20 protein-coding genes and 1 pseudogene are annotated in these 23,765 nt (G+C 71.8%); 14 read left to right on the top strand and 7 right to left on the bottom strand.

Annotation, left to right across the window (positions count from 1 at the left end):
• Positions 1-50: 50 nt before the first annotated feature.
• Positions 51-689: a hypothetical protein gene (locus tag AABA78_RS05895; protein ID WP_338261999.1), complete on the top strand. Its 639-nt coding sequence runs from the start codon at positions 51-53 to the stop codon at positions 687-689.
• A 55-nt stretch (positions 690-744) separates the two neighbouring features.
• Here the strand turns inward: AABA78_RS05895 and AABA78_RS05890 are convergent, their stop codons facing one another.
• The 6 genes and pseudogenes from AABA78_RS05890 to AABA78_RS05870 all read right to left on the bottom strand — a co-directional run bounded on the left by AABA78_RS05890 (position 745) and on the right by AABA78_RS05870 (position 7,131).
• Positions 745-1,872, bottom strand: a complete 1,128-nt coding sequence (locus AABA78_RS05890; RefSeq protein WP_338261998.1) for a sensor histidine kinase — start codon at positions 1,870-1,872, stop codon at positions 745-747.
• A gap of 404 nt (positions 1,873-2,276) precedes the next feature.
• Positions 2,277-3,206 (bottom strand): ABC transporter permease, encoded by a 930-nt coding sequence (locus AABA78_RS05885; protein WP_338261997.1) that lies wholly within the window; start codon positions 3,204-3,206, stop codon positions 2,277-2,279.
• Entirely contained in the window at positions 3,199-4,341 is a 1,143-nt protein-coding gene (locus tag AABA78_RS05880) for an ABC transporter permease (RefSeq protein ID WP_338261996.1), read from the bottom strand. Before AABA78_RS05880 ends, AABA78_RS05885 begins: the two co-directional genes overlap by 8 nt.
• Positions 4,334-5,470, bottom strand: a complete 1,137-nt coding sequence (locus AABA78_RS05875) for an ABC transporter ATP-binding protein (protein ID WP_440588503.1) — start codon at positions 5,468-5,470, stop codon at positions 4,334-4,336. The genes AABA78_RS05880 and AABA78_RS05875 overlap by 8 nt, the downstream gene beginning before the upstream one ends.
• Positions 5,456-5,881, bottom strand: a pseudogene (locus AABA78_RS39265) (ATP-binding cassette domain-containing protein); the annotation flags it as partial. The gene AABA78_RS05875 and the pseudogene AABA78_RS39265, both read right to left, overlap by 15 nt.
• Before the next feature lie 56 nt (positions 5,882-5,937).
• A complete protein-coding gene (locus AABA78_RS05870; protein WP_338262378.1) occupies positions 5,938-7,131 on the bottom strand; it encodes a BMP family lipoprotein in 1,194 nt (397 codons plus the stop codon).
• Positions 7,132-7,223: 92 nt separating this feature from the next.
• Between AABA78_RS05870 and AABA78_RS05865 the strand changes: the two genes are divergently transcribed.
• Genes AABA78_RS05865 through AABA78_RS05845 form a run of 5 tightly spaced genes read left to right on the top strand, consistent with a single transcriptional unit; the run spans position 7,224 to position 12,024 of the window.
• A complete protein-coding gene (locus tag AABA78_RS05865) occupies positions 7,224-8,528 on the top strand; it encodes a thymidine phosphorylase (protein ID WP_338261994.1) in 1,305 nt (434 codons plus the stop codon).
• 13 nt (positions 8,529-8,541) lie between these two features.
• The gene (gene moeB, locus AABA78_RS05860; RefSeq protein WP_338261993.1) at positions 8,542-9,702 is read left to right on the top strand and encodes a molybdopterin-synthase adenylyltransferase MoeB; all 1,161 of its coding nucleotides are present in this window, start codon (positions 8,542-8,544) and stop codon (positions 9,700-9,702) included.
• Positions 9,703-9,753: 51 nt separating this feature from the next.
• Entirely contained in the window at positions 9,754-10,212 is a 459-nt protein-coding gene (locus tag AABA78_RS05855; RefSeq protein WP_338261992.1) for a PilZ domain-containing protein, read from the top strand.
• 57 nt (positions 10,213-10,269) lie between these two features.
• Positions 10,270-10,674 carry a cytidine deaminase gene (locus AABA78_RS05850; protein ID WP_120528060.1) on the top strand — a complete coding sequence of 135 codons (405 nt, stop codon included), beginning with the start codon at positions 10,270-10,272 and terminating at the stop codon, positions 10,672-10,674.
• A gap of 12 nt (positions 10,675-10,686) precedes the next feature.
• A complete protein-coding gene (locus AABA78_RS05845) occupies positions 10,687-12,024 on the top strand; it encodes a 5'-deoxyadenosine deaminase (RefSeq protein WP_338261991.1) in 1,338 nt (445 codons plus the stop codon).
• Here AABA78_RS05845 and AABA78_RS05840 read toward each other — a convergent pair.
• Positions 12,021-13,436 carry a sensor histidine kinase gene (locus tag AABA78_RS05840; RefSeq protein WP_338261990.1) on the bottom strand — a complete coding sequence of 472 codons (1,416 nt, stop codon included), beginning with the start codon at positions 13,434-13,436 and terminating at the stop codon, positions 12,021-12,023. The genes AABA78_RS05845 and AABA78_RS05840 overlap by 4 nt on opposite strands.
• A 280-nt stretch (positions 13,437-13,716) precedes the next feature.
• Between AABA78_RS05840 and AABA78_RS05835 the strand changes: the two genes are divergently transcribed.
• The 8 genes from AABA78_RS05835 to AABA78_RS05800 all read left to right on the top strand — a co-directional run bounded on the left by AABA78_RS05835 (position 13,717) and on the right by AABA78_RS05800 (position 23,734).
• Entirely contained in the window at positions 13,717-14,454 is a 738-nt protein-coding gene (locus AABA78_RS05835; protein WP_120528049.1) for a PspA/IM30 family protein, read from the top strand.
• A 33-nt stretch (positions 14,455-14,487) separates the two neighbouring features.
• The gene (locus tag AABA78_RS05830) at positions 14,488-15,675 is read left to right on the top strand and encodes an ABC transporter substrate-binding protein (protein ID WP_338261989.1); all 1,188 of its coding nucleotides are present in this window, start codon (positions 14,488-14,490) and stop codon (positions 15,673-15,675) included.
• A gap of 29 nt (positions 15,676-15,704) precedes the next feature.
• Positions 15,705-16,511 (top strand): hypothetical protein, encoded by an 807-nt coding sequence (locus AABA78_RS05825; protein ID WP_338261988.1) that lies wholly within the window; start codon positions 15,705-15,707, stop codon positions 16,509-16,511.
• 152 nt (positions 16,512-16,663) lie between these two features.
• Positions 16,664-18,319, top strand: a complete 1,656-nt coding sequence (locus AABA78_RS05820; RefSeq protein ID WP_338261987.1) for a hypothetical protein — start codon at positions 16,664-16,666, stop codon at positions 18,317-18,319.
• Positions 18,316-19,023 carry an ABC transporter ATP-binding protein gene (locus AABA78_RS05815; protein ID WP_338261986.1) on the top strand — a complete coding sequence of 236 codons (708 nt, stop codon included), beginning with the start codon at positions 18,316-18,318 and terminating at the stop codon, positions 19,021-19,023. The genes AABA78_RS05820 and AABA78_RS05815 overlap by 4 nt, the downstream gene beginning before the upstream one ends.
• Positions 19,020-20,306 (top strand): ABC transporter permease, encoded by a 1,287-nt coding sequence (locus AABA78_RS05810; RefSeq protein ID WP_338261985.1) that lies wholly within the window; start codon positions 19,020-19,022, stop codon positions 20,304-20,306. The genes AABA78_RS05815 and AABA78_RS05810 overlap by 4 nt, the downstream gene beginning before the upstream one ends.
• A complete protein-coding gene (locus AABA78_RS05805) occupies positions 20,303-21,067 on the top strand; it encodes a hypothetical protein (RefSeq protein ID WP_338261984.1) in 765 nt (254 codons plus the stop codon). Before AABA78_RS05810 ends, AABA78_RS05805 begins: the two co-directional genes overlap by 4 nt.
• Before the next feature lie 108 nt (positions 21,068-21,175).
• The gene (locus AABA78_RS05800; protein ID WP_338261983.1) at positions 21,176-23,734 is read left to right on the top strand and encodes a protein kinase domain-containing protein; all 2,559 of its coding nucleotides are present in this window, start codon (positions 21,176-21,178) and stop codon (positions 23,732-23,734) included.
• Positions 23,735-23,765 lie beyond the last annotated feature (31 nt).

Raw genomic sequence — 23,765 nt, 5'->3', positions numbered from 1 at the left:
AACCCAACGGGTCGCGTCCCCTGTCGCGGCCCTTCGCAGAAAGGAACCGCGTGAAGCGCTTCATTCCTGGTTTCCTCCTGGCCGTGCTCCTGGCCGTCCCCGGTACCGCGATGGCTCGCGGGCAGGGCTGGTCCCTGCTGGCGGCGGAGACCGTCGGCTCGGGCCGCAACATGTTCAGCGCGCAGATCGGCTTCCCGGGCCTGACGCTGGGCCTGCTGCACGGCGGCTCCGACACCGTGGATATTGGCGGCAAGTTCAGCTTCAACTGGGGCCGTGAGGGCCTGGTGGACGCGTCCGACGCGGGCCTCAAGCTCCAGGGCTGGCTGCGCGTGATGATTGCGCAGACGGACAAGGTGGCCTTCGCCATCACCTTCCAGCCGGGGCCGTTCGTCTACTTCCCCCGGGGCAACACGCTCTTCGGCATGGCGCTGCCGGTGGCGTTCGTGGTGGGCATCCCCGTGGGCAGCGCGCTGATGATCAACGCCGGCATCGACGTGCCGTTCAACGTCTACATCGGCGAGGGCATCGGGCCGGTCATCCCCATCCTCTTCGGAGGCGGCCTGGAGTACTTCGTCAGCAACAACCTCAACGTGAACTTCAACCTGCGGCTGGGGCCCTCCATCGTGCCGCGCTTCGACGACAGCTACTTCACGATGGAAGCGCTGGCGGGCGTGGCCTACCGCTTCTAGCCGGCGTCACGCGGGCGGGGACTGCGTTCCCCGCCCGTGTGGTGGCCTGGCGCGGCTACCAGGACGACGTCTGCTCGGGCAGCTCCACCGTGAAGGTGCTGCCCAGGTTGACGCGGCTCTTCACGGTCAGCTTGCCGCCCATGCTCTCCACCAGGGTGCGCGCCACCGTGAGGCCCAGGCCCACGCTCTTCTCCGGGGTCTTGGTCGTGTAGTACGGCGAGAAGATGGCCTGCAGCTCGTCCTCGAAGATGCCGATGCCGGTGTCCTTCACGAAGAGCTGCGGACCGAAGTCACCGAACATGTCCGGCATCTCCACGCCCACGTGCACCACGCGCGGCCGGTCCTTCACGTCCTCGACGGCGTCCACCGCGTTGCAGACCAGCTCCGTCAGCACCTGCTCCAGCTGACGGCGGTTGAACACCACCGCGATGGGGTCCTCCGGCAGCACCGCGCGCACGTCCGCGCGGCCCAGGCGGCCGGAAGCGCGCAGGCGGGACACCACCTCCGGCACCACCTCCCGCAGGTCGAAGCGCTGGATGTCCTTGGGGGAGGTAGGACCCAGCGACAGCAGGTGCTGGCCGTGCAGGCGCATCTGCTCCCCGGCCACGCCCAGCTTGAGCAACTCCTCCGAGTCCGGCGGCAGCCCCAGGCCCGCGCGGGCGCGCACGTGCTCCAGCGCCCGCTGCAGGCCCACGCCCAGCTGGTCCATCTGCGTCGCCAGGTCCGCGGCGAGCGTGCCCACGCGCGCCAGGCGCTCCATGCGCACCCAGCGCGTGCGCGGGTCCTGGAGCACTTCCCGGACGCCGCCCTGCTCGCGGTGCGCCTTGAGCTCCAGCAGGGTGTGGACGCGCACCTTCAGCTCCAGCGGGTCCAGGGGTTCGGTCGTCAGCAAGTCGTCCACACCTGCCTCCATCACCTCGCGGCGCGTCTGGCGGTCCGCGGAAGGCGTGAGCATGAGGATGGGGAACTGCGGCGGGGCCAGCTCCTCGCGAAGGCGGCGGTACGCGGCCAGGCCCACCGTGCGGGCGCGGTCCACGTCCAGCAGCACCAGGTCCGCGGAGTGGCGGGACACCGCCTCCAGCGCGGCCGTCGTCCCGCTCGCGGGCATCACGTCATAGCCGGCCGGCGTGAGGATGGAGCGCACCCGCTCCACCCCGCCGGACTCCATGTCGATCGCGATCACGCGAGGGCGCTGGGGTGACGTCGAGCCTGTTCCCGTCGTCTGCATGTTCACGCCACCCCAGCCTGGAAACCGGGTCCGCCAACGCCCGGAGGCGCTGTCCCGAACCCGGGGGACCGCGTCCCAGAACCGAACAGGGCCACCTGCTGCGCCTGCTCGCTGTCCGGTACGCAATCCGACATGGGCGTACTCCCTTGCCAGCGCCATGCCGGACGTCCACCCAACGGCAGATCAGCCCACACTGGAAATACTGAAAAACACGGTCCAATAAGGTCAGGGGGTTGGCGGATCGCCCGGGAATGACCAGACGCATCAGGACAGGTGGCCGCTTCAGATTTCGCGGGTCGGACCTGACCAAAAGTAGATTCAGACCCGGGTCCTGGAGTACCCGGTCCCTCTCAAAATGGTCAGCGGGATTCCTGCTCGTAGGGGGTGCCGAGCGCGGCGGGGGCGTGGCCGCGCTGCCCCTGGAGCGCCAGGACGAGGAGGGTCAACAGGTAGGGCAGGGCGAGCAGGAAGCCCTGGGGAACCAGGTCGAGGAGCCAGGGAGCGCTCGAGGCCAGGCCGATCCGCAGCGCGTTGCCGAAGGCGAAGAAGAGCGCGGCGGCGAAGGCCCCCAGCGGGGTCCAGCGGCCGAAGACCATGGCGGCCAGGGCCATGAAGCCCAGGCCCGCGGGGGTGTGCTGTTCGAAGCGGTCCAGGACGGCGGTGGACAGCACCGCGCCGCCCAGGCCCGCCATCAGCCCGCCGCCCAGCACCGCGCCCCAGCGCAGGGCGGGCACGGACAGGCCCAGCGTGGCCACCGCGTGCGGCTTGTCACCCACGGCGCGCAGGCGCAGGCCCAGCGGCGTGCGCGACAGGAGCAGGTGGAAGAGGAAGGGCAGGGTGAGCGCCAGGTACGTGGGCGCCGCGTGGCCGGACAGCGCGCCCAGGAGCGGGACGTGGGACAGGCCCGGGAGGTTCCAGCGGGACAGCTGGGTGATGGCGGGCGTGCCGTTGGGGCCGTAGAGCGACTCCAGGAGGAAGGTGCCTCCCGCCATGGCCACCAGGTTGAGGGCCATGCCGGAGACGACCTGATCCGAGCGCCAGCGGATGCTCAGGAAGCCGTGCACCGCGGCGATGCCCGCGCCCGCGCCCATGCCCACCAGCACCGCGAGCGGCGTGGGCATCACGAGCGCCGCCACGGCCGCGCAGAAGGCGCCGGTGCGCATCATGCCCTCCACGCCCACGCTCACCACGCCGGCGCGCTCGGAGAGCATGGCGCCCAGCGCGGCGAACACCAGCGCGGGGGCCGCGTCCAGGGTGGAGAAGAGGAGCGAGTGGAGCACCTCAAGCACGGGGCACCTCGACTCCCGCCTGCGGGGCCTGGGACTGCCCCTGGGCCTGGGCGCGCTTCTGGCGCCGGTCCAGCAGGGCGAGCCACACCATGCGGCCGGCGACGAAGAGCAGCGCGAAGCCCTGGATGAGCTCCGGGAAGCTCTTGTGCACGCCGAGCAGCTGCATGCGCGTGCCGCCCGCGCGCAGGACGCCGAAGACGGCCGCGGCCAGCGCCGCGCCCAGCGGGTGGTTGTTGCCGATGAGCGCGATGGCGATGCCGTCGAAGCCGTAGGGCGCACCCAGCGAGCCCGGGTAGCGGCCCTCCGTGCCCAGCACCAGCACCGCGCCGGCCAGGCCCGCGAGGGCCCCCGCGAGCGCCATGGCCCCGCCCGCGCGCCACAGCGTGGGGACGCCCGCGGCCCGGGCCGCCTCTGGCGTGAGGCCCACGGCGCGCGTCTCGTAGCCGGAGCGCGTGCGGGACAGCCACACCCAGACGCCCAGCGCGGCGGCGAGTGCCAGCGGGAAGCCCAGGTTCAGGCGCGAGCTGTCGCCCAGCAGCCGGGGCAGCTGCGCGGTGGGGAGGATTTCGGCGGTGCCGGTGATGGACGACGCGCCCTCCGCCACGGCGCGCAGCGGGCCGATGACGAGCCAGTTGTCCACGAGGCTCACCGCCACCCAGTTGAGCATGATGGTGGAGATGACCTCGTGCACGCCGCGCTTGAGCTTCAGCACGCCCGCGATGCTCGCCCACGCCGCGCCCGCGACCGCCGCGGCCAGGAGGGCCAGCGGGACGTGGAGCACGCCCGGCAGCGACACGTGCGCGCCCACGAGCGCCGCGGCCAGCGCGCCCCAGATCATCTGTCCCTGCGCGCCGATGTTGAAGAGGCCCACCTTGAAGGCCACCGCGACGGACAGGCCGGTGAGGGTGAGCAGCGCGGCCTTCATCGCGGCCTCGCCCAGGGGGCGCAGCACGGCGGTGCTGCTGCCTCCGTCCAGGAACGCGGGCCAGTTGCCCACGCCGCCCCAGAGCATCTGGAGGTAGGCGCGCGTGGCGGTGTCCGCGTCGCGCGTGAGGGCGATGGTCAGCCAGCACACCGCGAGCGCCAGCAGCACGGAGAGCACCGACGGCAGCACCTGCCGCGTCCGCTCACCCATGGCTTGCCTCCGCGCCCAGCATGCGGCGGCCCAGCTCGCGCTCGTCCAGGTGCTCGCGCGGGAAGTGCCCCGTCACGCGGCCTTCGTAGAGGACGTAGACGCGGTCGGACAGGGCCAGCACTTCCTCCAGGTCCAGCGACACCATCACCACTCCCGCACCCCGTGCCTTCGCCTCGCGCAGCCGCGCATGCACCTGCGCCACCGCGCCAATGTCCAGCCCGCGCGTGGGCTGCACGACGACGAGCAGCTTCGGATCCGCGTCCAGCTCGCGCGCCACCACGACCTTCTGCTGGTTGCCGCCGGACAGCGCCTGGAGCGCCACCGTCGGGTCGGGCGGGCGCACGTCGTAGGTGGTCAGCAGCTGGTTCGTGCGGTCGCGGCGGCCCTTGAAGTCCACCCAGGGCCCGCGCGCGAACGGCGGCTGCCGGTGCCGTCCCAGGGCCACGTTCTCCTCCACCGTCATCGCCTTCACCACGGCGCGCGCCAGGCGGTCCTCGGGGACGTGGCCCACGCCGCGCGCCTTCGCCAGCGCCGGGGTGAGCCCCGCGAGGGGACCGCCCAGCAGCGTTCCTTCACCGCCGTCCAGCTTGCGCAGGCCCGTGAGGACCTCCGCCAGTTCGCGCTGGCCGTTGCCGTCCACCCCGGCGATGCCGACGATTTCGCCCGCACGCACGGTGAGGCTCACGCCCCGGAGCGCGGGGCGGCCGTTCTCGCCGGTGGCCCGCAGGTCCTTCGCTTCGAGCACGACCGGGCCCGTCGCCGCCGTGAGCGCGTCAGGTTCAACGGGCGCGAGGGGCAGCGACGTCGTCGCACCAGTGGTGCCGGTGCCCGACAGGCCGGTGGTCGCGACAGCCGTCACGGGCACGCCAGTCACCGCGGCACTCCTCGAGCCCTCGCCCACCATCAGCGAGGCGAGCGCGGAGACGGAGGTCTCGCTGGGGCGCACCTCCGCCACGGTGCGGCCCCTGCGCATCACCGCCACGCGGTCCGCCACGCCCAGCACCTCCTTGAGCTTGTGGCTGATGAGCACCACCGTGCGGCCCTGCGCCACCAGCCCGCGCATCACCTGCGACAGTTCGTCGGACTCCTGCGGCGTGAGCACGGCGGTGGGCTCGTCCAGGATGAGCACCTGCGCGCCCCGGTGCAGCGCCTTGACGATTTCGACCTTCTGCTGCGAGCCCACCGTGAGCGTGTCCACCCGGGCCCGCGGATCCAACTGGAAGCCGAAGCGCTTCGCGGTGGCGGCCACCTCGTCACAGGCGCGGTCCAGGTCCAGCAGGCCGTGCTTCGTGGGCTCGCGGCCCAGCACCACGTTCTCCGCCACGGTCAGCGTGGGCACCAACATGAAGTGCTGGTGCACCATGCCGATGCCCCTGGCGATGGCGTCGCGCGGGCTCTTGAAGCGCACCGGCTTGCCCTCCATCAGGAACGCTCCCGCGTCCGGATGGTAGAGCCCGTAGAGCACGTTCATCAGGCTGGACTTGCCCGCGCCGTTCTCGCCCACCACGGCGAGCAGCTCCCCCGGCCGGATGTCCAGCGACGCGTCCTCCAGGGACACGCACGAACCGAAGCGCTTCGCGATGTGCTGGAGGGAGATCAGGGCTGCGCGACCTGGAAGGAGGACAGCTCCGCCTGCGTGCCCGGCACCGTGAGCTTCCCGGCGAGGATCTGCTGCCGCAGCGCCTCCACCTTCTGGAGCGCCTCCGCCTTGCCCGGGAACTCCACGCGCACGTCCGCCATGCCCACGCCGTTCTCCTTGAGGCCCAGCACCTGCTCGCCCGCCGTCAGCTTGCCGTCCACCAGGTCCTTCGCCGCCTGGTACACGGCCAGGTCGCTGTGCTTCACCATGGACGTGAGGATGGCGTCCGGCGCCAGGTGCGACTGATCCGAGTCCACGCCGATGGCGAACACCGTCTTGCCCGCCGCCCGCGCCTCCTTCACCGCCTGGATGACGCCCAGGCCGTCCGTGCCCGCCGCGTGGAAGATGACGTCCGCGCCCTTGGCGATGAGGTCCTGCGCCACTTCCTTGCCCGCGGACACGCTGTTGAAGCTGCCCGTGTACACGGCCATCAGCGCGTCCGCCGCCTTCGGGTTCGTGGTGCGCACGCCCGCGCGGTAGCCCACGTCGAAGCGCTTGATGAGGGGCACTTCGATGCCGCCCACGAAGCCCACCTTGTTCGTCTTCGTCACGAGCCCCGCCAGCGCGCCCACGAGGAAGCTGCCCTCCTGCTCCTTGAAGAGCACCGTGCGCACGTTGGGCAGCGACTTGGGCTTGCCCTGCGCGTCCAGCAGCTGGCTGTCGATGAGCAGGAACTTCGCCTCCGGGTTCTCCGTGGCCACGTCGCGCACCGCGTTGGCCAGCAGGTACCCGTTGCCGATGGTCAGCTTCGCGCCCTGCTCCACCAGCAGCTGGAGGTTGGGGGCGTAGTCCTCCTGCGCCTTGCTCTGGAGCACCAGGGGCTGCACCGGCAGCGGCTTCACTTCCGGTGCGAGCGCCGCGAGGTCGGAGGAGATGGACTGACGCACTTCGCCAGCGGGAGCGTCCACGTACCTGCCGCTCTCGTACTTCTTGTTGGCGGCCCACAGCTCCAGGCCGCGCAGGGCCGCGTCGTTGAACGAGTGGTCACCCCGGCCGCCCACGTCGATGACGAGCCCCACGACCACGGGCTTTCCCTCGGGGGGCTTCGTGGCGGTGGAGGCCTGCGAGGGCGCCTTGGGGGCGTCCTCGGACTTCTTGGAACAGGCGCACAGGAGCGCGGCCAGGGCGAGCACGTGGAGTCGGCGGAGCATCATGGGCCCCGCTATCTACCAGATGCCGCCGGGGCTTTCCCTGCCCGCGAGGGGGTGCATCGGGTGGGGACTTCCTGCTATGGCCTGCCCCCGTGCAACCCTACGAGCTCATCAAGGCCAAGCGCGACGGCGGCAGGCTGGACCCGTCGGACATCCAGGCGTTCATCCAGGCGTACACCGCCGGCACCGTGGCCGACTACCAGATGGCCGCCATGTGCATGGCCATCTTCTTCAAGGGGCTGGACTCGCGGGAGCTGGGGGCGTGGGCCCGCGCCATGCTCCACTCGGGTGAGGTCCTGGACCTCTCCGACACGCCGGCCATCAAGGTGGACAAGCACTCCACCGGCGGCGTGGGCGACAAGGTGTCCCTGAGCCTGGCGCCCCTGGCGGCGGCCTGCGGCGTGCCCGTGCCCATGATCTCCGGCCGCGGCCTGGGCCACACCGGCGGCACCCTGGACAAGCTGGAGTCCATCCCCGGCTTCAACGTGAACCTGTCCACCGCGGACTACCGCCGGCTGGTGCGCGAGGTGGGGTGCTGCCTCATCGGCCAGACGGCCCAGGTGGCCCCCGCGGACAAGAAGCTCTACGCGCTGCGGGACGTGACGGCGACGGTGGACTGCATCCCGCTCATCGCGTCGTCCATCATGAGCAAGAAGCTGGCGGAGGGCATCGACGCGCTGGTGCTCGACGTGAAGGTGGGCAGCGGCGCCTTCATGAAGACGGCGGACGACGCGCGCGTGCTGGCCCGCACCATGATTGGCCTGGGCGCGGAGATGAACCGCAAGGTCGTGGCCCTGCTCACGGACATGGATCAGCCCCTGGGCCGCCAGGTGGGCAACGCCCTGGAGGTCCGCGAGGCCGTGGACATGCTCCGCGGCGACGCGCCCGACGACTACACCGAAATCACCTACGCGCTGACGGCGGAGATGCTGGTGCTGGGCAGGAAGGCCGCCACCGTGGAGGAGGCGCGCGGGATGCTGCGCCGCTCCGTGGAGGACGGCAGCGCCATCAAGAAGCTCAAGGAGATCGTCCAGTCGCAGGGCGGCGACCCGCGCTCCATCGACGACTACTCGCTCCTGCCCACCGCGAAGGCCACGACGGACGTGGTGGCGCCGCGCGACGGCTTCGTCACCGGCATCCACACGGAGGGCGTGGGGCTGGCGGCGGTGGCGCTGGGCGCGGGGCGGCAGCGCGTGGACAGCAAGATCGACCCGGCCGTGGGCTTCACGCTGCTCAAGAAGGTGGGCGACGCGGTGAAGCAGGGCGAGCCCGTGGTGCAGGTGCACTACAACGACGCGAAGCCCGTGGAGGACGTGAAGGCGCGGCTGCTCGCGGCCTACCAGTTTGGCGACCGGGCCCCCGCGGCCCGCCCGCTGGTGCTGGAGCGGCTGGAGTAGTTAGGCAATCGCCATGGCCCCCACGTTCCGCGAGCTGCTGTCGGAGGTGAAGAAGGAGATCCGCGAGGTCTCCCACGAGCACGTCCGCCAGCTCCTGGACTCGGGCGCGAAGGTGAAGCTCGTCGACGTGCGCGAGGCGGACGAGTACGCGGGCGGCCGGCTCCCCGGCGCGGTGCACATCCCCCGGGGCTACCTGGAGCTGCGCATCGAGGAGAAGGCGGACCGCGAGGACGAGGTCGTCCTCTACTGCGCGGGCGGCACCCGGTCCGCGCTCGCGGCCCGCACGCTGCGGGAGATGGGCTACACGCGCGTGTCGTCGCTCGCGGGCGGCTACAACCGCTGGAGCGACGCGGCCCTCCCGGTGGAGAAGCCCGTCGTCCTCTCCGCCGAACAGAAGGAGCGCTACCGCCGCCATCTCATCCTCCCGGAGGTGGGGGAGGAGGGACAGGCGCGGCTGCTCAAGTCCAAGGTGCTGCTGCTGGGCGCGGGCGGGCTGGGCTCTCCCGCGGCGCTGTACCTGGCCGCGGCGGGCGTGGGCACGCTGGGCGTGGTGGACGCGGACGTGGTGGACCTGAGCAACCTCCAGCGGCAGGTGATGCACACGCTGGAGCGCCGGGGCCAGCCCAAGGTCCAGAGCGCGAAGGCCGCCCTGGAGGCGCTCAACCCGGACGTGAAGGTGGTGCCCTTCCAGGAGCGGCTGACCACCGCCAACGTGGAGCGCATCCTCGCGGACTTCGACCTGGTGCTGGACGGCGGGGACAACTTCCCCACGCGCTACCTGCTCAACGACGCGTGCGTGCTGATGGGCAAGCCCAACATCCACGGCTCCGTGTTCCGCTTCGAGGGACAGGTGACGACCTTCCTGCCCGGCCAGGGGCCCTGCTACCGGTGCCTCTACCCCGCGCCGCCCCCGCCGGAGCTGGCGCCGTCGTGCGCGGAGGCCGGGGTGCTGGGCGTGCTGCCCGGGGTCATCGGGATGCTCCAGGCGACGGAGGCTCTCAAGCTGCTGCTCGGGGTGGGGGAGTCCCTGGTGGGGCGGCTGCTCACCTTCGACGCGCTGGGCACGCGCTTCCAGGAGCTCAAGCTGCGCCGGGACCCGGAGTGTCCGGTGTGCGCGCCGGGAGCGAAGGTGGAGCTCATCGATTACGAGCAGTTCTGCGCCACGGGGGCCTGAAGGGCGCCGTTGGATGCATTTTCAGGGGCAACGGATTCAACCGGCCCGCGTATGATGCCCGCCAGCCTGGATCCGGGGCGGTGGTGGAACGCGACCCGGGTCGGATACGAGAGCGGCAGCGGCAGGGAGACGACGGCGATGTCCGAGCAGAACGAGAACCAGGACACCAGGACGGGGGAGGACCGGCGCGACTCGCCCCGCGTCCCCATGCGTCTGAAGGTCCGGCGGGAGGGGACGGAAGGCTTCCTGGACCGTGCCGGGGACCTGTCCCTGGGCGGCGTGGGATGGGTGGGAGAGGCCCTGGACCCGGGGCAGGTCGTGGAGGTGCGCTTCGCGCTGCCTCCGTCCCTGGAAGAGGTGCAGGTGCGCGGCGAGGTGCTACCCCCCAAGGCCAGCGCGCCGGGCCCGGTGGTGCGCGTTCGCTTCGTGGAGCTGCCGGTGGAGCTGGAGCTCGCCATCGCCCGGCACCTGGACGATCAGGGCAAGGACGAACCCCGGGGTGCCCGCTAGGGCGTCCGTCGGATGGACGGGCGCCGGTGGACGGCGTCCGACGTGAAGGAGGGCGGCATGGCGGAGGAGATTCCCTGGGAGCGGCTGTTCGAGGAGGCCCTGCGGGTGCGTCAGCGCGCGCACGTGCCGTACTCGAAGTTCCCCGTGGGGGCCGCCGTGCTGTACGCGGACGGCTCCATCGTGGCCGGCTGCAACGTGGAGAACGCCACCTACGGCCTCACCGTCTGCGCGGAGCGCAACGCGTTCGTCGCGGGCGTGGCGCAGGGCCGCGAGAAGCCGGTGGCCGTGGCCGTCGTCGTGGACACCCCGGAGCCCTGTCCCCCGTGCGGCATGTGCCGCCAGGTGATGGCGGAGTTCGCCGGGCCTGACCTTCCGGTGCGAAGCCGCACCCTCAACGGGCAGGAGGCGCGCTACCCGCTCAGCGAGCTGCTGCCGCACGCCTTCACCCGTTCCTTCCTCTAGGACCTTCCCCACGTGGACTTGCTTCTCACTGGCGCCACCGTCGTCACCATGAACCGCGACCGCGAGGTACTGCCGCGCGCGGACGTGCTCGTGCAGGACGGGCGCATCGCCAAGGTGGGCCGGGGCCTGAAGGTGAAGGGCGCCCGCCGCGTCCTGGACCTCGCCGGGCAGGTGGTGATGCCCGGCCTCATCCACGGCCACCTGCACGCCTGCCAGACGCTGTTCCGCGGCCACGCGGACAAGCGCGAGCTGCTGGACTGGCTGCGTGAGCGCATCTGGCCCATGGAGGCCGCGCACGACGCGGCGTCCCTGCGCGCCAGCGCGGACCTCACCTTCGCGGAGCTCATCCGCTCCGGCTCCACGGCGGCGCTCGACATGGGCACCGTGCACCACTACGACGCCGTCTTCGAGTCCGCGCGCGACTGCGGCTACCGGCTCGTCGGTGGCAAGGCGATGATGGACTCTGGCGCGGAGGTGCCCCAGGGCCTGCGCGAGACGACGGCGGACTCGCTGTCGGAGAGTCTGGCGCTGATGGAGCGCTGGCACGGCACCCACGACAACCGCCTGCGCTACGCGTTCGCGCCGCGCTTCGCCCTGTCCTGCACGCCGGAGCTGCTGCGGGAGGTGGGCCGGCTGTCGCGGGAGAAGGGCGTGCGGATCCACTCGCACGCCAGCGAGAACCCGAAGGAGACGCAGGTGGTCCGCCAGGTGACGGGGCAGGACAACATCGCCTTCTTCCACGGGCTGGGGCTCACCGGGAACCACGTCACGCTGGCCCACTGCGTCTGGGTGGAGGGCACGGAGCAGCAGCTCTTGCGCGACTCCGGCACCGTGGTGTGCCACTGCCCGGGCTCCAACCTGAAGCTCGCGTCGGGCTACGCGCGCATCCCGGAGCTGCTCCAGGACGGCATCCCCGTGGCGCTGGGGGCGGACGGCGCCCCGTGCAACAACACGTTGGATTTGTTCCACGAGATGCGGCTCGCGTCCGTGCTGCACAACCCGCGCGTGGGCCCGGTGGCGATGACGCCCATGCACGTCCTGGAGATGGCCACGCTGCACGGCGCGCGCGCCCTGGGCCTGGAGGACGAGGTGGGCTCCGTGGAAGTGGGCAAGCGCGCGGACCTCACGGTGGTGGACACGCGCGGCTTCCACTTCTGCCCGCTGCCGGAGGACGTGACGGGGCCGCTGGTGTACTCGGCGCGCTCCACGGACGTGTCGCACGTGCTCATCGACGGCAAGCTGGTGCTGCGCGAGGGCGAATTGACGACGCTGGACGCGAACGCGGTGCTGGCCAACGCCCGCACGCAGGCCACGAAGCTCTTCGCCCGCGCGAAGCTGCAGGCCTCCTAGAAGCGCTGCTGGACGGCCGTCGCGTCCGGGGACGGCTGCGAGGCCGCCTGCGCGCGGGGCAGGCGCAGCACGAAGGACGTGGCCCAGCCCTCCGCGTCCTCCACCGTCAGCTTCCCGCCGTGGGCTTCCGCCGCCAGCCGGGAGAAGTACAGCCCCAGGCCGTAGCCCCGGCGGCCCTCCTTCTCGCGGCTGCCCTGCACGTACTTGTCGAAGAGGGACTCGCGCGCCTCCGGCGGGATGGCGATGCCGTCGTTGCGCACCGCCAGCCACTGCAGGCCCTCCGCCTCGCCCGCCTCCAGGCGCACCCGCCCGCCCGACGGCGCGTAGCGGAGCGCGTTGGTGGCCAGGTTCTCCACCACGCGGATGAGCAGGCCCTGGTCTCCGACGAGTTGGAGGCCCGGCGGCGAGGACAGCTCCAGCTTGATCTTCCGCAGCCGGGCCGCGCCATCCAGCGACCGGCGCACCTCGTCCAGGAGCGGCGCCACGGGGAAGGGCTGCTTGCGCGGCGACAGCCGGCCCTGCTCCAGCCGGGGCACGTCCAGGAGGTCGGAGATCATCCGGTCCAGGCGCGCGGTGACGGCCAGGCCCGTGCGCACGGACTCCACCAGCGGCGTGCCGATGGGCAGCTCCTGCTCCATCCACGACAGCGACAGCGTCACGGCGGACAAGGGTGAGCGCAGGTCGTGCACCAGGAACTGCATCAGCTGCTCCTGGTGGGCCTGGAGCGCCTCCAGCTGGGCGTTGCGCGCGTGGGCCTCGGACAGCATGCGCTCGATGGTGCGGTGGGCGTCCTCCACCTCGGTGGTGCGGCGGGCCTCCAGCTGCCGGGACACCTCCGCGTGCGACAGGTCCATGGCCAGCTGCCGCAGCCGCCCGGTGCCGTAGTGGCTCACCGCCGCCACCAGCACCAGCGTCACCGCGGCCACGACCATGGCCCCCGGCCCCACGCCCGCCTGGTGCATGAGGACGGCCTGGGCCAGCGACGCCAGGCCCGCCGCGCCGTAGACGAGCCAGGGCATCAGCTCCAGGCCGGAGAGCGCCACCACCAGCGCGAACAGCCCCAGGCTGAAGCCCGCCACGCCCGCCGGGAAGGGCGACATGGGCAGGGCCAGCTGCTGGAGCCCGAACACCAGCCCCACGTCCACCAGCGACTGCACGATGCCCAGCTGCTTCGTCACCGGCCTGAAGCGCAGCGCGAACAGCAGCGCCACCACGCCGCCGTAGCAGAGCAGCAGGGGCGGGTAGTGCGCCCAGTCCCGGGCGCCCGTCAGCCACAGCCCCAGGCTGACGGCGAAGAACACGGCCGTGCCCACCAGCCGCACCGCCGCCCCGGCACCCAGGACGCGCCGCCGCTGGGTGGCCACCACCCGCGCAAGCTCATTCTCGAAGGCGACGGGAGGAGTCTTGTCCATGCGACACTCTCGTTTTCCCCGCTTCCTCCCCGCCCGGCAAGTTCATGGCCGCATCGTCTTTCGCGACCCCGGGTGGACCCCTAAGGACAGGGAGTGGCGGACGGGGGCTGTCTGGAGGCCCCGGACCCGGCCGGGCTGGCGGGCGGCGGGTTTCCGGGGGCAATCATCCGTCGGGGGCAGGCGTAGTCACGGTGACACGCGCCTTGCGGCCGGATGCTTGTGGGCGTCGGAGTTCGTGTAAGGTGACTGGGATTACGCACAGGCGGAGGTGAGAGCCGACATGTGGCAGCGATTCAAGAGAGCGATGCGGAGCTTCGCGGGCTTCTTCGTCTCCTCCATCGAGGATCCGGAGTTGATTCTCGAGCAGAACATCCGTGACCTGAACGACCAGGTCCCCAAGATGAACGAGTCCATCGCCATGGTCCGGGCGAATGTGACGCTGCTCGAGAAGGAGAACATGAAGTACCAGCAGGACGTGCGGGAGCTGACCGCCAAGGTGAAGGCCGCCATCCAGGCAGGCCGGGACGACCTGGCCGGCACCTACGCGACCAAGCTGCAGGGGGAGAAGGAAGCCCTCGCGCGCAACCAGCAGCAGCTGGACATCGCGAAGCAGGCCTACGAGAAGGCCCTGAACGTCAAGAAGGCGTTCATGCGCGAGAAGGACCGGAAGACGCAGGAGGCGATGAACGCCGTCCGGGACGCGCGGCGCGCCAAGTGGCAGGCGAAGGTCGCCGACACCATGGAGTCCTTCACCGTCGCGGGCGTGGACTCCACGCACGACGAGATGCTCCGCAAGGTCCAGGAGAAGACGGCCATCAACGAGGCGCGCATGCAGATGGCGCTGGAGTCGGTGGACCACCAGGCCGCGGCCATCGAGGAAGAGGCGGAGAAGATCCAGGGCGACGAACTGGTGAAGCAGTTCAAGATGGAGATGGGCCTGCTGGACAGCCCCGCGCCGGTGTCGGACGTGGGCGCCGGTCCGGAAAAGACCATCGGCAAGAAGGTGGAGATCAAGTAGGTCTCCGCCCATGAAAGGGGCCGGCGCACACGGATGAAGCTGCACCGCGGACCCGGCCTCTTTCTCTTCCTCGCGCTCTGTGTCCTGGGCGCGGGGTACGTCTTCGCCTCGCGGGCGGGCTACCTCGACCGCCTGCAGGCGCGCTTCTTCCCCTCCACCCGTGAGGCGGTGCGGCTGTCCCCGGGCGACTTCCCGGCGGGCGTCGCGGCCCCGGTGGCGGACGTGGCGTCGGTGCCCTTGCGGCCCGTGCTCATCGGCTTCACCCCGCGCGGCTCGGCGGCCGCGCTGCTCGTGGCCACCGGCGGCGCCACCACGCTGGACGCCCCCGCCACGCCCCCCGGCGCGGCGCAGGGGCTGCTCAAGACGGCCTACGCCCTGGACGCCCGCGCGGTGCTCTTCGCGCGCGAGGAGGAGCTGAAGCAGGCCCTGTCCGTGGGCGCGGAGAACGGCGGCGTGGACATGGCGGCCCTGTCGGTGGACCGGCTCGCGTCGTGGGCGCCCACCCTGCGGGACGCGGCGCCGCGCACGGTGCTGCTCGTGGGGAGAAGCCGGGGCCAGGAGGCCATGGCGGCGGTGGGCGTGCCGGACCTGGCCAGCCTGCGGGGCAAGCGGGTGGGCGTGTATCCGGGCGGCTCGTCGCACTACTTCGCCCTGTGGGTGCTGGCGCGCGCGGGGCTGCGCACCTCCGACGTGCGGTGGGTGGACCTGCCGTCCACGCTGGACGCGGGGCGGGCGCTCCGCGAGGGCCGGGCGGACGTGGTGGTGGGGCTGTGGGGCGACGTGGAGCTGGCGGCGCGGGACCGGGGCGGCAAGGTGCTGGCCACCACCGCGGACGCGCCGCACCTGCTGGCCACGGTGCTGGTGGCCCGGGGCGACTTCGCGGCGCGCTACCCGGACGCGGTGCGGCGGGTGCTGCGTGGACTTCTGGACGCGGGGCAGGGCGTGCTGAAGGACCCGGCGGCCGGGGCGCGGCTGTTGGGCGAGGTGGCGCCCTACCTGGGCGACCCCACGGAGGCCATCCGCAGCGCGCCGCCCGCCACGCTGGCGGACAATCGGGCCTTCTTCGGACTTTCCGGCGAGGCGCCGGTTACCTATGACGAGCTCTTCCAGAGCGCCGCGGCGCTCTTCCAGAAGCTCAAGCGTGGAACGGCGCCCCCACCCGCGGAGGACACGCGGGACCTGGGCGCGCTGAAGTACGTCTCCGAGGCGCGGGGGCCCTGACGGGGCCCAAGAGGGAAGGGGAGTCGGACGTGGCGAAGACACCGAACTACATCAAGGCCGCGTTCCTCCTGCCGGCCAACCTGGTGGGGCTGACGACGGCGGCCATGTCCAGCGCCGTGACGCAGGAGCCCCTGCCCATGATGGTGGCGCTGGGCGTGGAGGGCGTCTACCTGGCCGTCCTGTCGTCCATGAAGCGCTTCCAGCGCGCCGTGCGCTCGAAGCAGCCGGACAACCCGGAGGCCGCGAGCGCCGCGGTGGACGCGCTGCTCGCGGACCTGGCGCCTTCGCAGCGCGACCACTACCAGCAGCTGGTGGGGCTGAAGGAGAAGATCCTGGCCAACTACCGCAAGCTGCCCGGCGGGCGCGTGCTGGCGGCGGACAGCGAGCCCAAGCTGGACGCGCTGCTCACGTCCTTCCTGCGGCTCATCTCCGCGCTCAACCAGTACCGCACGTACCTGAGTGGTTCCGACCGCGAGCACCTGACCTCCGAGGTCACGGCGCTGGAGGCGGAGGTCGCGGAGGAGCCCAACCCGCGCCTCAAGGACGTGAAGGGCAAGCGCGTGGAGATTTTGCGCAAGCGCCTGATGCGCTTCGAGCAGGCGGGCGAGAGCCGCGAGGTGGTGAGCCACCAGTTGGCCGGCATCGAGGACCTGATGCGGCTGACGCACGAGCAGTCCATCGCCATCCGCGACCCGGAGAGCGTCAACCGGCAGCTCGACGTGCTCTCCGCGGAGACGGAGGCCACGGACGAGACGGTGCGCCAGATGGAGCGCTTCCTCGACTTCACCGAGGAGACCTCCGCGCCCCTGCCGCACGGCGGCTCCCGCGTGCGGTAGGGCGGGCACGGGCCCGGACGGCGGGCCGCCTTCGGGTGGCGCGGGCTCCCGGCGGGCACCTGTTCACCGTGGCACCTTGCGGGCCTGGCAGGGGCCTGGGACGGCGCACGAATAGATTGACTCTCCGTCGAAGGCATCCTGTCCTGACGCCCATGCTCCGCCGCGTTGGGTTCCTCCCGTTGGTCCTGCTGTTGGTCGTGTTCGCCGGCTGCTCGCGCTGCGGGAAGGAGGCGGCCGGGCCCGCGGACTCGCCCCGGGGCGTGTCGCGCTACCTGCCGCGCACCGCGCAGGCCGCGGTCGTCATCGACGACCTGGGCACGTTGGGCGAGAAGCTCGCGCGCTTCCAGAACCTCAAGGTGGCCTCGTTCGTCGCGCAGCTGCAGAACTTCCCCTCCGCGGAGCGCTACGTGTCCGCGGTGATGCGGCAGGTGGGCGTGGACCTGCGCAGCAGGAAGGCGCTGGAGGACGCGGGCATCGACCCGAAGCGCGGCGCGGGCGCGGCCTTCCTGGGCGGCACGCAGGCGGTGTCCGTCATCGGAGTGAAGGACGCGGACAAGCTGAAGACGACCTTCGCCACCTTCGCCCGCACGCGCCTGGGCGCGACGGAGGAGCAGGACACGAAGGTGGACGCCGGCAGGCTCGTCACGTTCAACCGTCCGGGCTCCACGACGCCCCTGCTGGGCATGCTCTTCCTGAAGCACGACCTGGTGCTCCTGTCCGCGGGCGCGTCGGTGGCGCGGCTGCCGGAGCTGGCGGCGCTGCCGGAGGAGCAGTCGCTCGCGAAGGAGCCGGTGCTGGAGGCGTCGCTCAAGCGGCTCGCCGGCGACCGCGACTTCCACGTGTGGCTGCCGGGCGGCTCAGGCCTGCTGCCCGCGGGCACGGTGCAGGGCATCACCTTCACGGGCCACATCGAGGAGCGCGCGGTGACGCTGCGCGCGGACGCGCCGTGGCCGGACACGCAGGCGTCGCTCGCGGCGCTGGAGTCCAAGGGCGGCGAGTCGCTCACCGGCTGGCTGCCGCAGGACAGCTTCCTCGTGGCGCGCTACCGGGGAGACCCCGCGCAGCTGGACGGCGTGTGGCCGTACCTCGCCGGCTCGCAGGTGACGCGCGCGGTGCAGAACGCGGGCTTCGACGTGAAGACGGAGGTGCTGGACAACCTCAAGCCGGGCATGGTGTTCGCGCTGTCGCTGTCGCCCACCGTCAACCTGTCCTCGGGCATGCCGGACCTGGACCTGCGGCGCACCAACCCCTTCCGCTTCGTCAACCTGGTGGCGCTCGCGGAGGTGAAGGACGTGGCCAAGGGGCAGGCCACGCTGGACAAGGTGCCCGGCTTCGCGGGCGGCTTCGGCGCGAAGGTGGAGCCCACGGACATGAGCGGCCAGAAGGCCTACCTCACGTCCTACCGCGCGGGCGAGGGCGCGCACTTCGCGCTGTCGAAGGACGGCAAGCTGGTGCTCGCGGGCCCCCGCGCGCGCCTGGAGTCCACCCTGGCCTCGCTCGCGCAGCCGGCCGGGGCGGGCCCCGTGTCGGAGGACCTGAAGGCGGTGGGCAAGGACGCCGCGCTGGTGGTGCTGCTGGACCTGCGCCGGCTGTCGGACGCCGTCAAGGCGCTGCCGTCCGCCGCGTGGGGCATTGGCGGCTTCGCCATCAAGGCCACCACGGTGCGCTGGCTGGACGCCACGGACGACCTGCGCGCGGTGACGCTGGCCCTGTCGCGCAAGGACAAGGCGCTGCAGGCGGAGGTCTCCCTGCGCCTGACGCCCGCGCCCGCCGGCACCACGACGACCACCACCCCGGCCACGCCTTGATCCGCGCGCGCGAGGTCGTGAAGGAGTACGAGGACGGCGAGGGCTCGCGCGTGCGCGTGCTCGACGGCGTGTCGCTGGACGTGGAGGCCGGGGACTTCGTCGCGGTGGTGGGCGCGTCCGGCAGCGGCAAGTCCACGCTGCTGCACCTCTTGGGCGGCCTGGACGTGCACTACCAGGGGCAGGTGGAGGTGGGCGGCGTGAAGCTCACCGGCCTGAAGGACAAGGAGCTGGCGCGCTTCCGCAACACGCACGTGGGCTTCGTCTTCCAGTCCTTCCACCTCATCCCCAACCTGTCCGCGCTGGAGAACGTGCTGTTGCCGTCGCACTTCGGTCCGGCCACGGCGGACGGGCGCAAGCGCGCGAGCCAGCTGCTGGAGCGCGTGGGCCTGGGCGCCAAGCAGGACCGCGCGCCGGTGCGCCTCTCCGGCGGCGAGCGCCAGCGCGTGGCCATCGCCCGGGCCCTCTTCGGCGGCCCGAAGCTGCTGCTGTGTGACGAACCCACGGGCAACCTGGACGCGGCCACGGGCGCGGGCGTCATCCAGCTCTTCCAGGAGCTGCACAGGGAAGGGCTCACGGTGCTGACCGTCACCCACGAGGAGCGCATGAGCGCGGTGGCGCGGCGGGTGCTCCGACTCAAGGACGCGCGGCTGGTGGAGGAATCCCCCGCGCCGGAAGCGCTGGCCTCGTCGCGAGGTGCCCCGTGAGGTTCGACGCACTGTCGCGACTGGTGAGGTTGTCCCTCGCGCGCGAGCGCAAGGGCGCGTTCTTCTCCGCCTTCGGCGTGGCCATGGGCGTGGGCGCGCTGGTGTTCTTCGTGGGCCTGGGGCTGGGAGTCGGGCGCGTCATCCGCGAGCGCATCTTCCCCACGGACTCGCGCCTGGTGGACGTGGTGCCCCCGGCGGTGTCGCTGGGCCTCCTGGGCGGCGGCAAGCTGGACGCGGCCGCGGTGGAGCGGCTGGCCGCGCTGCCCGGCGTGGAGACGACGTACCGGAAGATGAACGTCCGGGTGCCGGCGGTGACGCGCTACGACGGCGTCTTCTTCGGCTCGCGCCTGCGCATGGGCATGGAGGTGCTCGCGGTGGGCGTGGATCCCGGCCTCGTGCAGAAGGACGTGGGGCTGCCGGAGGCGAAGGACTTCAAGGACCCGGGGGAGGGCAAGGCCATCCCCGCGCTCATCTCCACGCGCCTCCTGGAGCTGTACAACAAGACGTTCGCGCCCGCGCGCAAGCTGCCGCAGCTGTCCGCGGAGATGCTCATCGGCTTCGGCTTCCCGGTGGAGTTCAACCGCTCCTACGTGGCGGCCACGTCCGGTGGCCCCACCACCACGCAGCAGGCGCAGGTGGTGGGCGCGTCCGACCGGGCCATGCTCGCGGGCATCACCATCCCGCTGGACACGGCGGTGCGCATCAACCGCGCTTCGGGCGCGGACGCGGACAGCTACTCCGGCGTCACGCTGGTGGCGGCGGATCCATCCCGCGTCCCGGAGCTGGTGGAGGCGGTGAAGGGGATGGGCTTCGAAATCGATGATCAGGAGCGCCGGCTGGCGGAGAACGCGGGCGCGGCGGTGGCGCTCACCACGTCCGCGCTGGCGCTGCTCTCCATCCTCATCTGCGTGCTGGCGGCGGTGAACATCGCCCACGCGATGTCCTCGTCCGTGCGTGCGCGGGCCAAGGAGATTGGCGTGATGCAGGCGGTGGGCGCCTCGCGCGCGGACGTGCGCGCCATCGTGCTGGCGGAGGCCGGCGTGGTGGGCGTGCTGGGCGGCGCGGCGGGGACGGCGGCGGCGCTGGTGCTGGCCTTCCTCGTGGACCGGCTCGCGAAGGGCTACCTGCCCAACTTCCCCTTCAAGCCGGAGAGCTTCTTCTCCTTCCCGGTGACGGTGGTGCTGGGCGGGGTGCTGCTGGGGCTCGTGGCCGCGCTCGCCGGGGCCTACTTCCCCAGCCGCCGCGCCGCCGCCACGGACCCGGCCAGGACGCTGGCGGGATGAGCGGCCCTTCGCGCAAGACGCTCCTGGCCAACGTCGTGTGCCTGGGGGCGCTCGGGTGGATCTACGGGGGCGACCTCTCGGATGCCCTGCGCGCCCGGACCGCGGAGGTCTCCGCGCTGCTGGCGCCGCCGTCCGTCGTGCGCACGAGCGTCGTGCTGGGGCTCTCCGGGGTGGGCCTGGCCGTCTTCCTCTCGGGGCTGCTTCGCAAGAAGCCGGAGGGCTTCAAGGGCTACCGGCTCCTGCCCATCCTGCTCGTGGTCGCGCTCTTCCTGGACCTGGTGCTGGCGGAGGGGAAGACGCCGCTGGACTCGCCGGAGCTGGGCGCCGTGGCGCTGCGGCGCTTCCAGGCCGAGGCCCAGAAGCTGGCCACCGTGGAGGCCGTTCCCTCCCGCGAGCAGGTGCTCCAGCCCCTCGTGGACGCGCTGGGCGCGCCGCCCTACCTGGAGCGCGGCGTGCCGGTGCCGGCCTACACACTCCAGGTGCGCACCGGCTGCGAGGGCCCCGCCCGTGACGCCCCCGGCACGCGGCCCGGCACGCTGCTGTACTGTGTGGCCAGGGACGGCAAGCAGGCCTGGGTGACCCTGGTCGGGCTGCCCGCCGAGGTGCGCTTTGGTGCGCCGGCCGTGCTCTCCGTGCGGGGCGAGCCGCGCTCCGCCGCCGTGCGCACCCAGGTCCCAGAGGAGAATGACGTCGTGCCGGGCATCGACCTGGAGATCCCCACGGTGGTGGATGGGGGCGCCGCCACGTCCGCTTCGCCCTGAATCCGGGTTGCCTGGAGAGCAAGCGGGCGGAAATAGGTCCGCGTGCGCGGTTGACCCTTCGGAGCCGCGATCGATAGGCTCCCTGCAAGGACTCGACCCCCACACACAGTGACGACCTCTCAACCGAAGCGGCAACCCATCCCGTTCGGGAAGTATCTCCTCCTGGACCGCGTCAACATCGGCGGCATGGCGGAGGTCTGGCGCGGCAAACAGTTCGGCGCCAGTGGCTTCGAGCGGCTCGTCGCCATCAAACGCATCCTGCCGAACATCGCCGAAGATGAAGAATTCATCTCGATGTTCATCGACGAGGCGAAGATCAGCGTCCAGCTGACCCACGCCAACATCGCGCAGATCTACGAGCTGGGGCAGATCGCCAGCAGCTACTTCATCTCGATGGAGTACATCCCCGGCAAGGACATGCGGGCCATCTTCGACCGCTGCCGGAAGAAGGGTGAGCCGGCGCCGGTGCCGCTCGTCGCCTTCTGCGTGGCGAAGATGTGCGAGGGCCTGGACTACGCCCACCGCAAGAAGGACGGGATGGGGCGCGAGCTCAACATCGTCCACCGCGACATCTCGCCGCAGAACGTGCTCGTGTCCTTCGAGGGCGAGGTCAAGGTCATCGACTTCGGCATCGCGAAGGCGGCGGGCAAGGCGACCAAGACGCAGGCCGGCATCCTCAAGGGCAAGTTCGGCTACATGAGCCCGGAGCAGATCCGCGGCCTGCCGCTGGACCGCCGCTCGGACGTGTTCGCCATTGGCGTGTGCCTCTACGAGATGCTCACCGGCGAGCGCCTCTTCGTGGGCGACAGCGACTTCTCCGTGCTGGAGAAGGTGCGCAAGGCGGAGGTGCCGTCGCCGTCCACGTACAACCGGCGCATCCCGGAGGCGCTGGAGCGCATCGTCCTCAAGTCGCTCGCGAAGGACGTGGAGGAGCGCTACCAGTACGCCAGCGAGCTGGGCGACGACCTGCAGCGCTTCCTGCTGACGAGCGACTCCATCTTCGGCCGCAAGGACCTCATGCAGTACATGAAGTCCACGTTCGCCGAGGAGGTCGAGCGCGAGAAGCAGCGCCTGGCCGAGTACGCGGACATCCGCGCGCCGGACGGCATGCTGGCGGCCATCGAGGCGGGCTACAGCGGCCCGTCCCCGGTGCCCACGCAGAGCATGACCAACATCCCGGCGGTGGCGCCCTCCGCGCCCGCCGTGGAGCCCGTCACCGCGCCGCCGCCGCGCGCCTCCAACTCCGGCGCCAACAACGCGGCGGGGCAGGGTGCGCGCCGCTCGCCCACGCTCGCCGCGCTGCCCAAGCTGACCGCCGCGCCCGCCGCGCCCTCGCCCAAGGAGGACGAGGAGCTGGCGACGCAGATGGTGGACCGCGACGCCGTCTTCAACGACGCGCCGGAGCCCACCACCCAGCCGGGTGCCGCCATCGGCCGCGCCGTCACGCCGCTGGAGTCCCCGGCCGCGCCCGTGGACGACGACGGGGAGGACATGGCGGGCCGCACCGCCGTCATCCCGCCGCCCTCGTCGCTGCCCTCGACTCCCCCGGGGCCGCCGCGCCTGTCGCAGAACAGCGCCCCGGTGCTGACCGCCGCGCCGCCGCGCCCGTCGCTGACCAACGTGCCCACGTTGATGTCCAGCGACGCGCCCGCGCCCCGGAACACGCCCAACCGGGGCAACGACAGCCAGCTGCCGCGCATCCTCCGGCCGGACTCTCCGCCGGAGCCGATGCCGCCCCCGCCGCGTCCGCCCGCGCCCCCCGTCCTGAACGGCGGGAACGCGCCGCGTCCGCCCCCGGGCCGGGAGCCGTCCGCGAGGGACGCCCGTGAGAAGCACGCGCCCGAGGAGGGCGGTGGCCGGGGCCTGGGCATCAAGGGCATGGACAAGCGCCTGCTCTACGGCGCCGTGGGCCTGGCGTCGCTGTTCATGCTGGTGGGCGTGGCGCTGGTCTTCTCCCCGAGCAAGGCCGCGCAGGGCTACGTGATGGTGGAGCTCAAGACGCCGGACGCGAAGGACCGCGCGATGGTGTCCATCAACGCGGGGCCGCCGGAGAAGTTCCCGTCCAACGGCTTCATCCTGAAGCAGCTGCCGGTGGGCAACGTGCTGGTGGTGGTGACCGCGGACGGCTACGACGCCTTCAACAAGTCCGTCATGGTGGCCGAGGGCGCCAACGCCACGCAGGTGCCGGTGCAGCTCAAGCAGCAGTCGCGCTCGGTGCTCGTGGTCTTCAAGACCCAGCCGGATGACGCCGAGGTGAAGATCGACGGCCAGGTGGCCCGCAAGCAGGGCGTGCGGGATCCGGTGCTGCGCGACTTCTCCCTCAGCGCCGACACCCCACTGGTGGAGGTGTCCGCGCCGGGCTACGTGACGTTCATCAAGAAGCTGGCCGTGAACAACAACGGCCTGGACGTGGCGGCGACGCTGGAGCGCGCTCCGGTGGACGTGCGCATCGAGTCCGAGCCCGAGGGCGCGGCTGTCTTCCTGGGCAACAAGGACCTGGGCGTCGTCACCCCGACGAACGTCCGGGTGCCGTGGGGCACGCGGGAGCTGACGCTGAAGGCGAAGTGCTACTCGGACGCGGACGTCTCCGTGGGGTCGCCGTCCCCGGCGGGCTCCACGGTCAAGGTGGAAGCAGCCCTGAAGAAGCAGGCGCGCTGCCGCGATTAGCGGCCCCGCGGCCCTGACGCTTAAGGTAGGC

The sequence above is a fragment of the Corallococcus caeni genome (assembly GCF_036245865.1).
GTDB classification, from domain to species: Bacteria; Myxococcota; Myxococcia; order Myxococcales; family Myxococcaceae; genus Corallococcus; species Corallococcus caeni.
The sequence above is the reverse complement of the archived record's forward strand: the minus strand, read 5'-3'. Positions and strand labels throughout refer to the sequence as shown.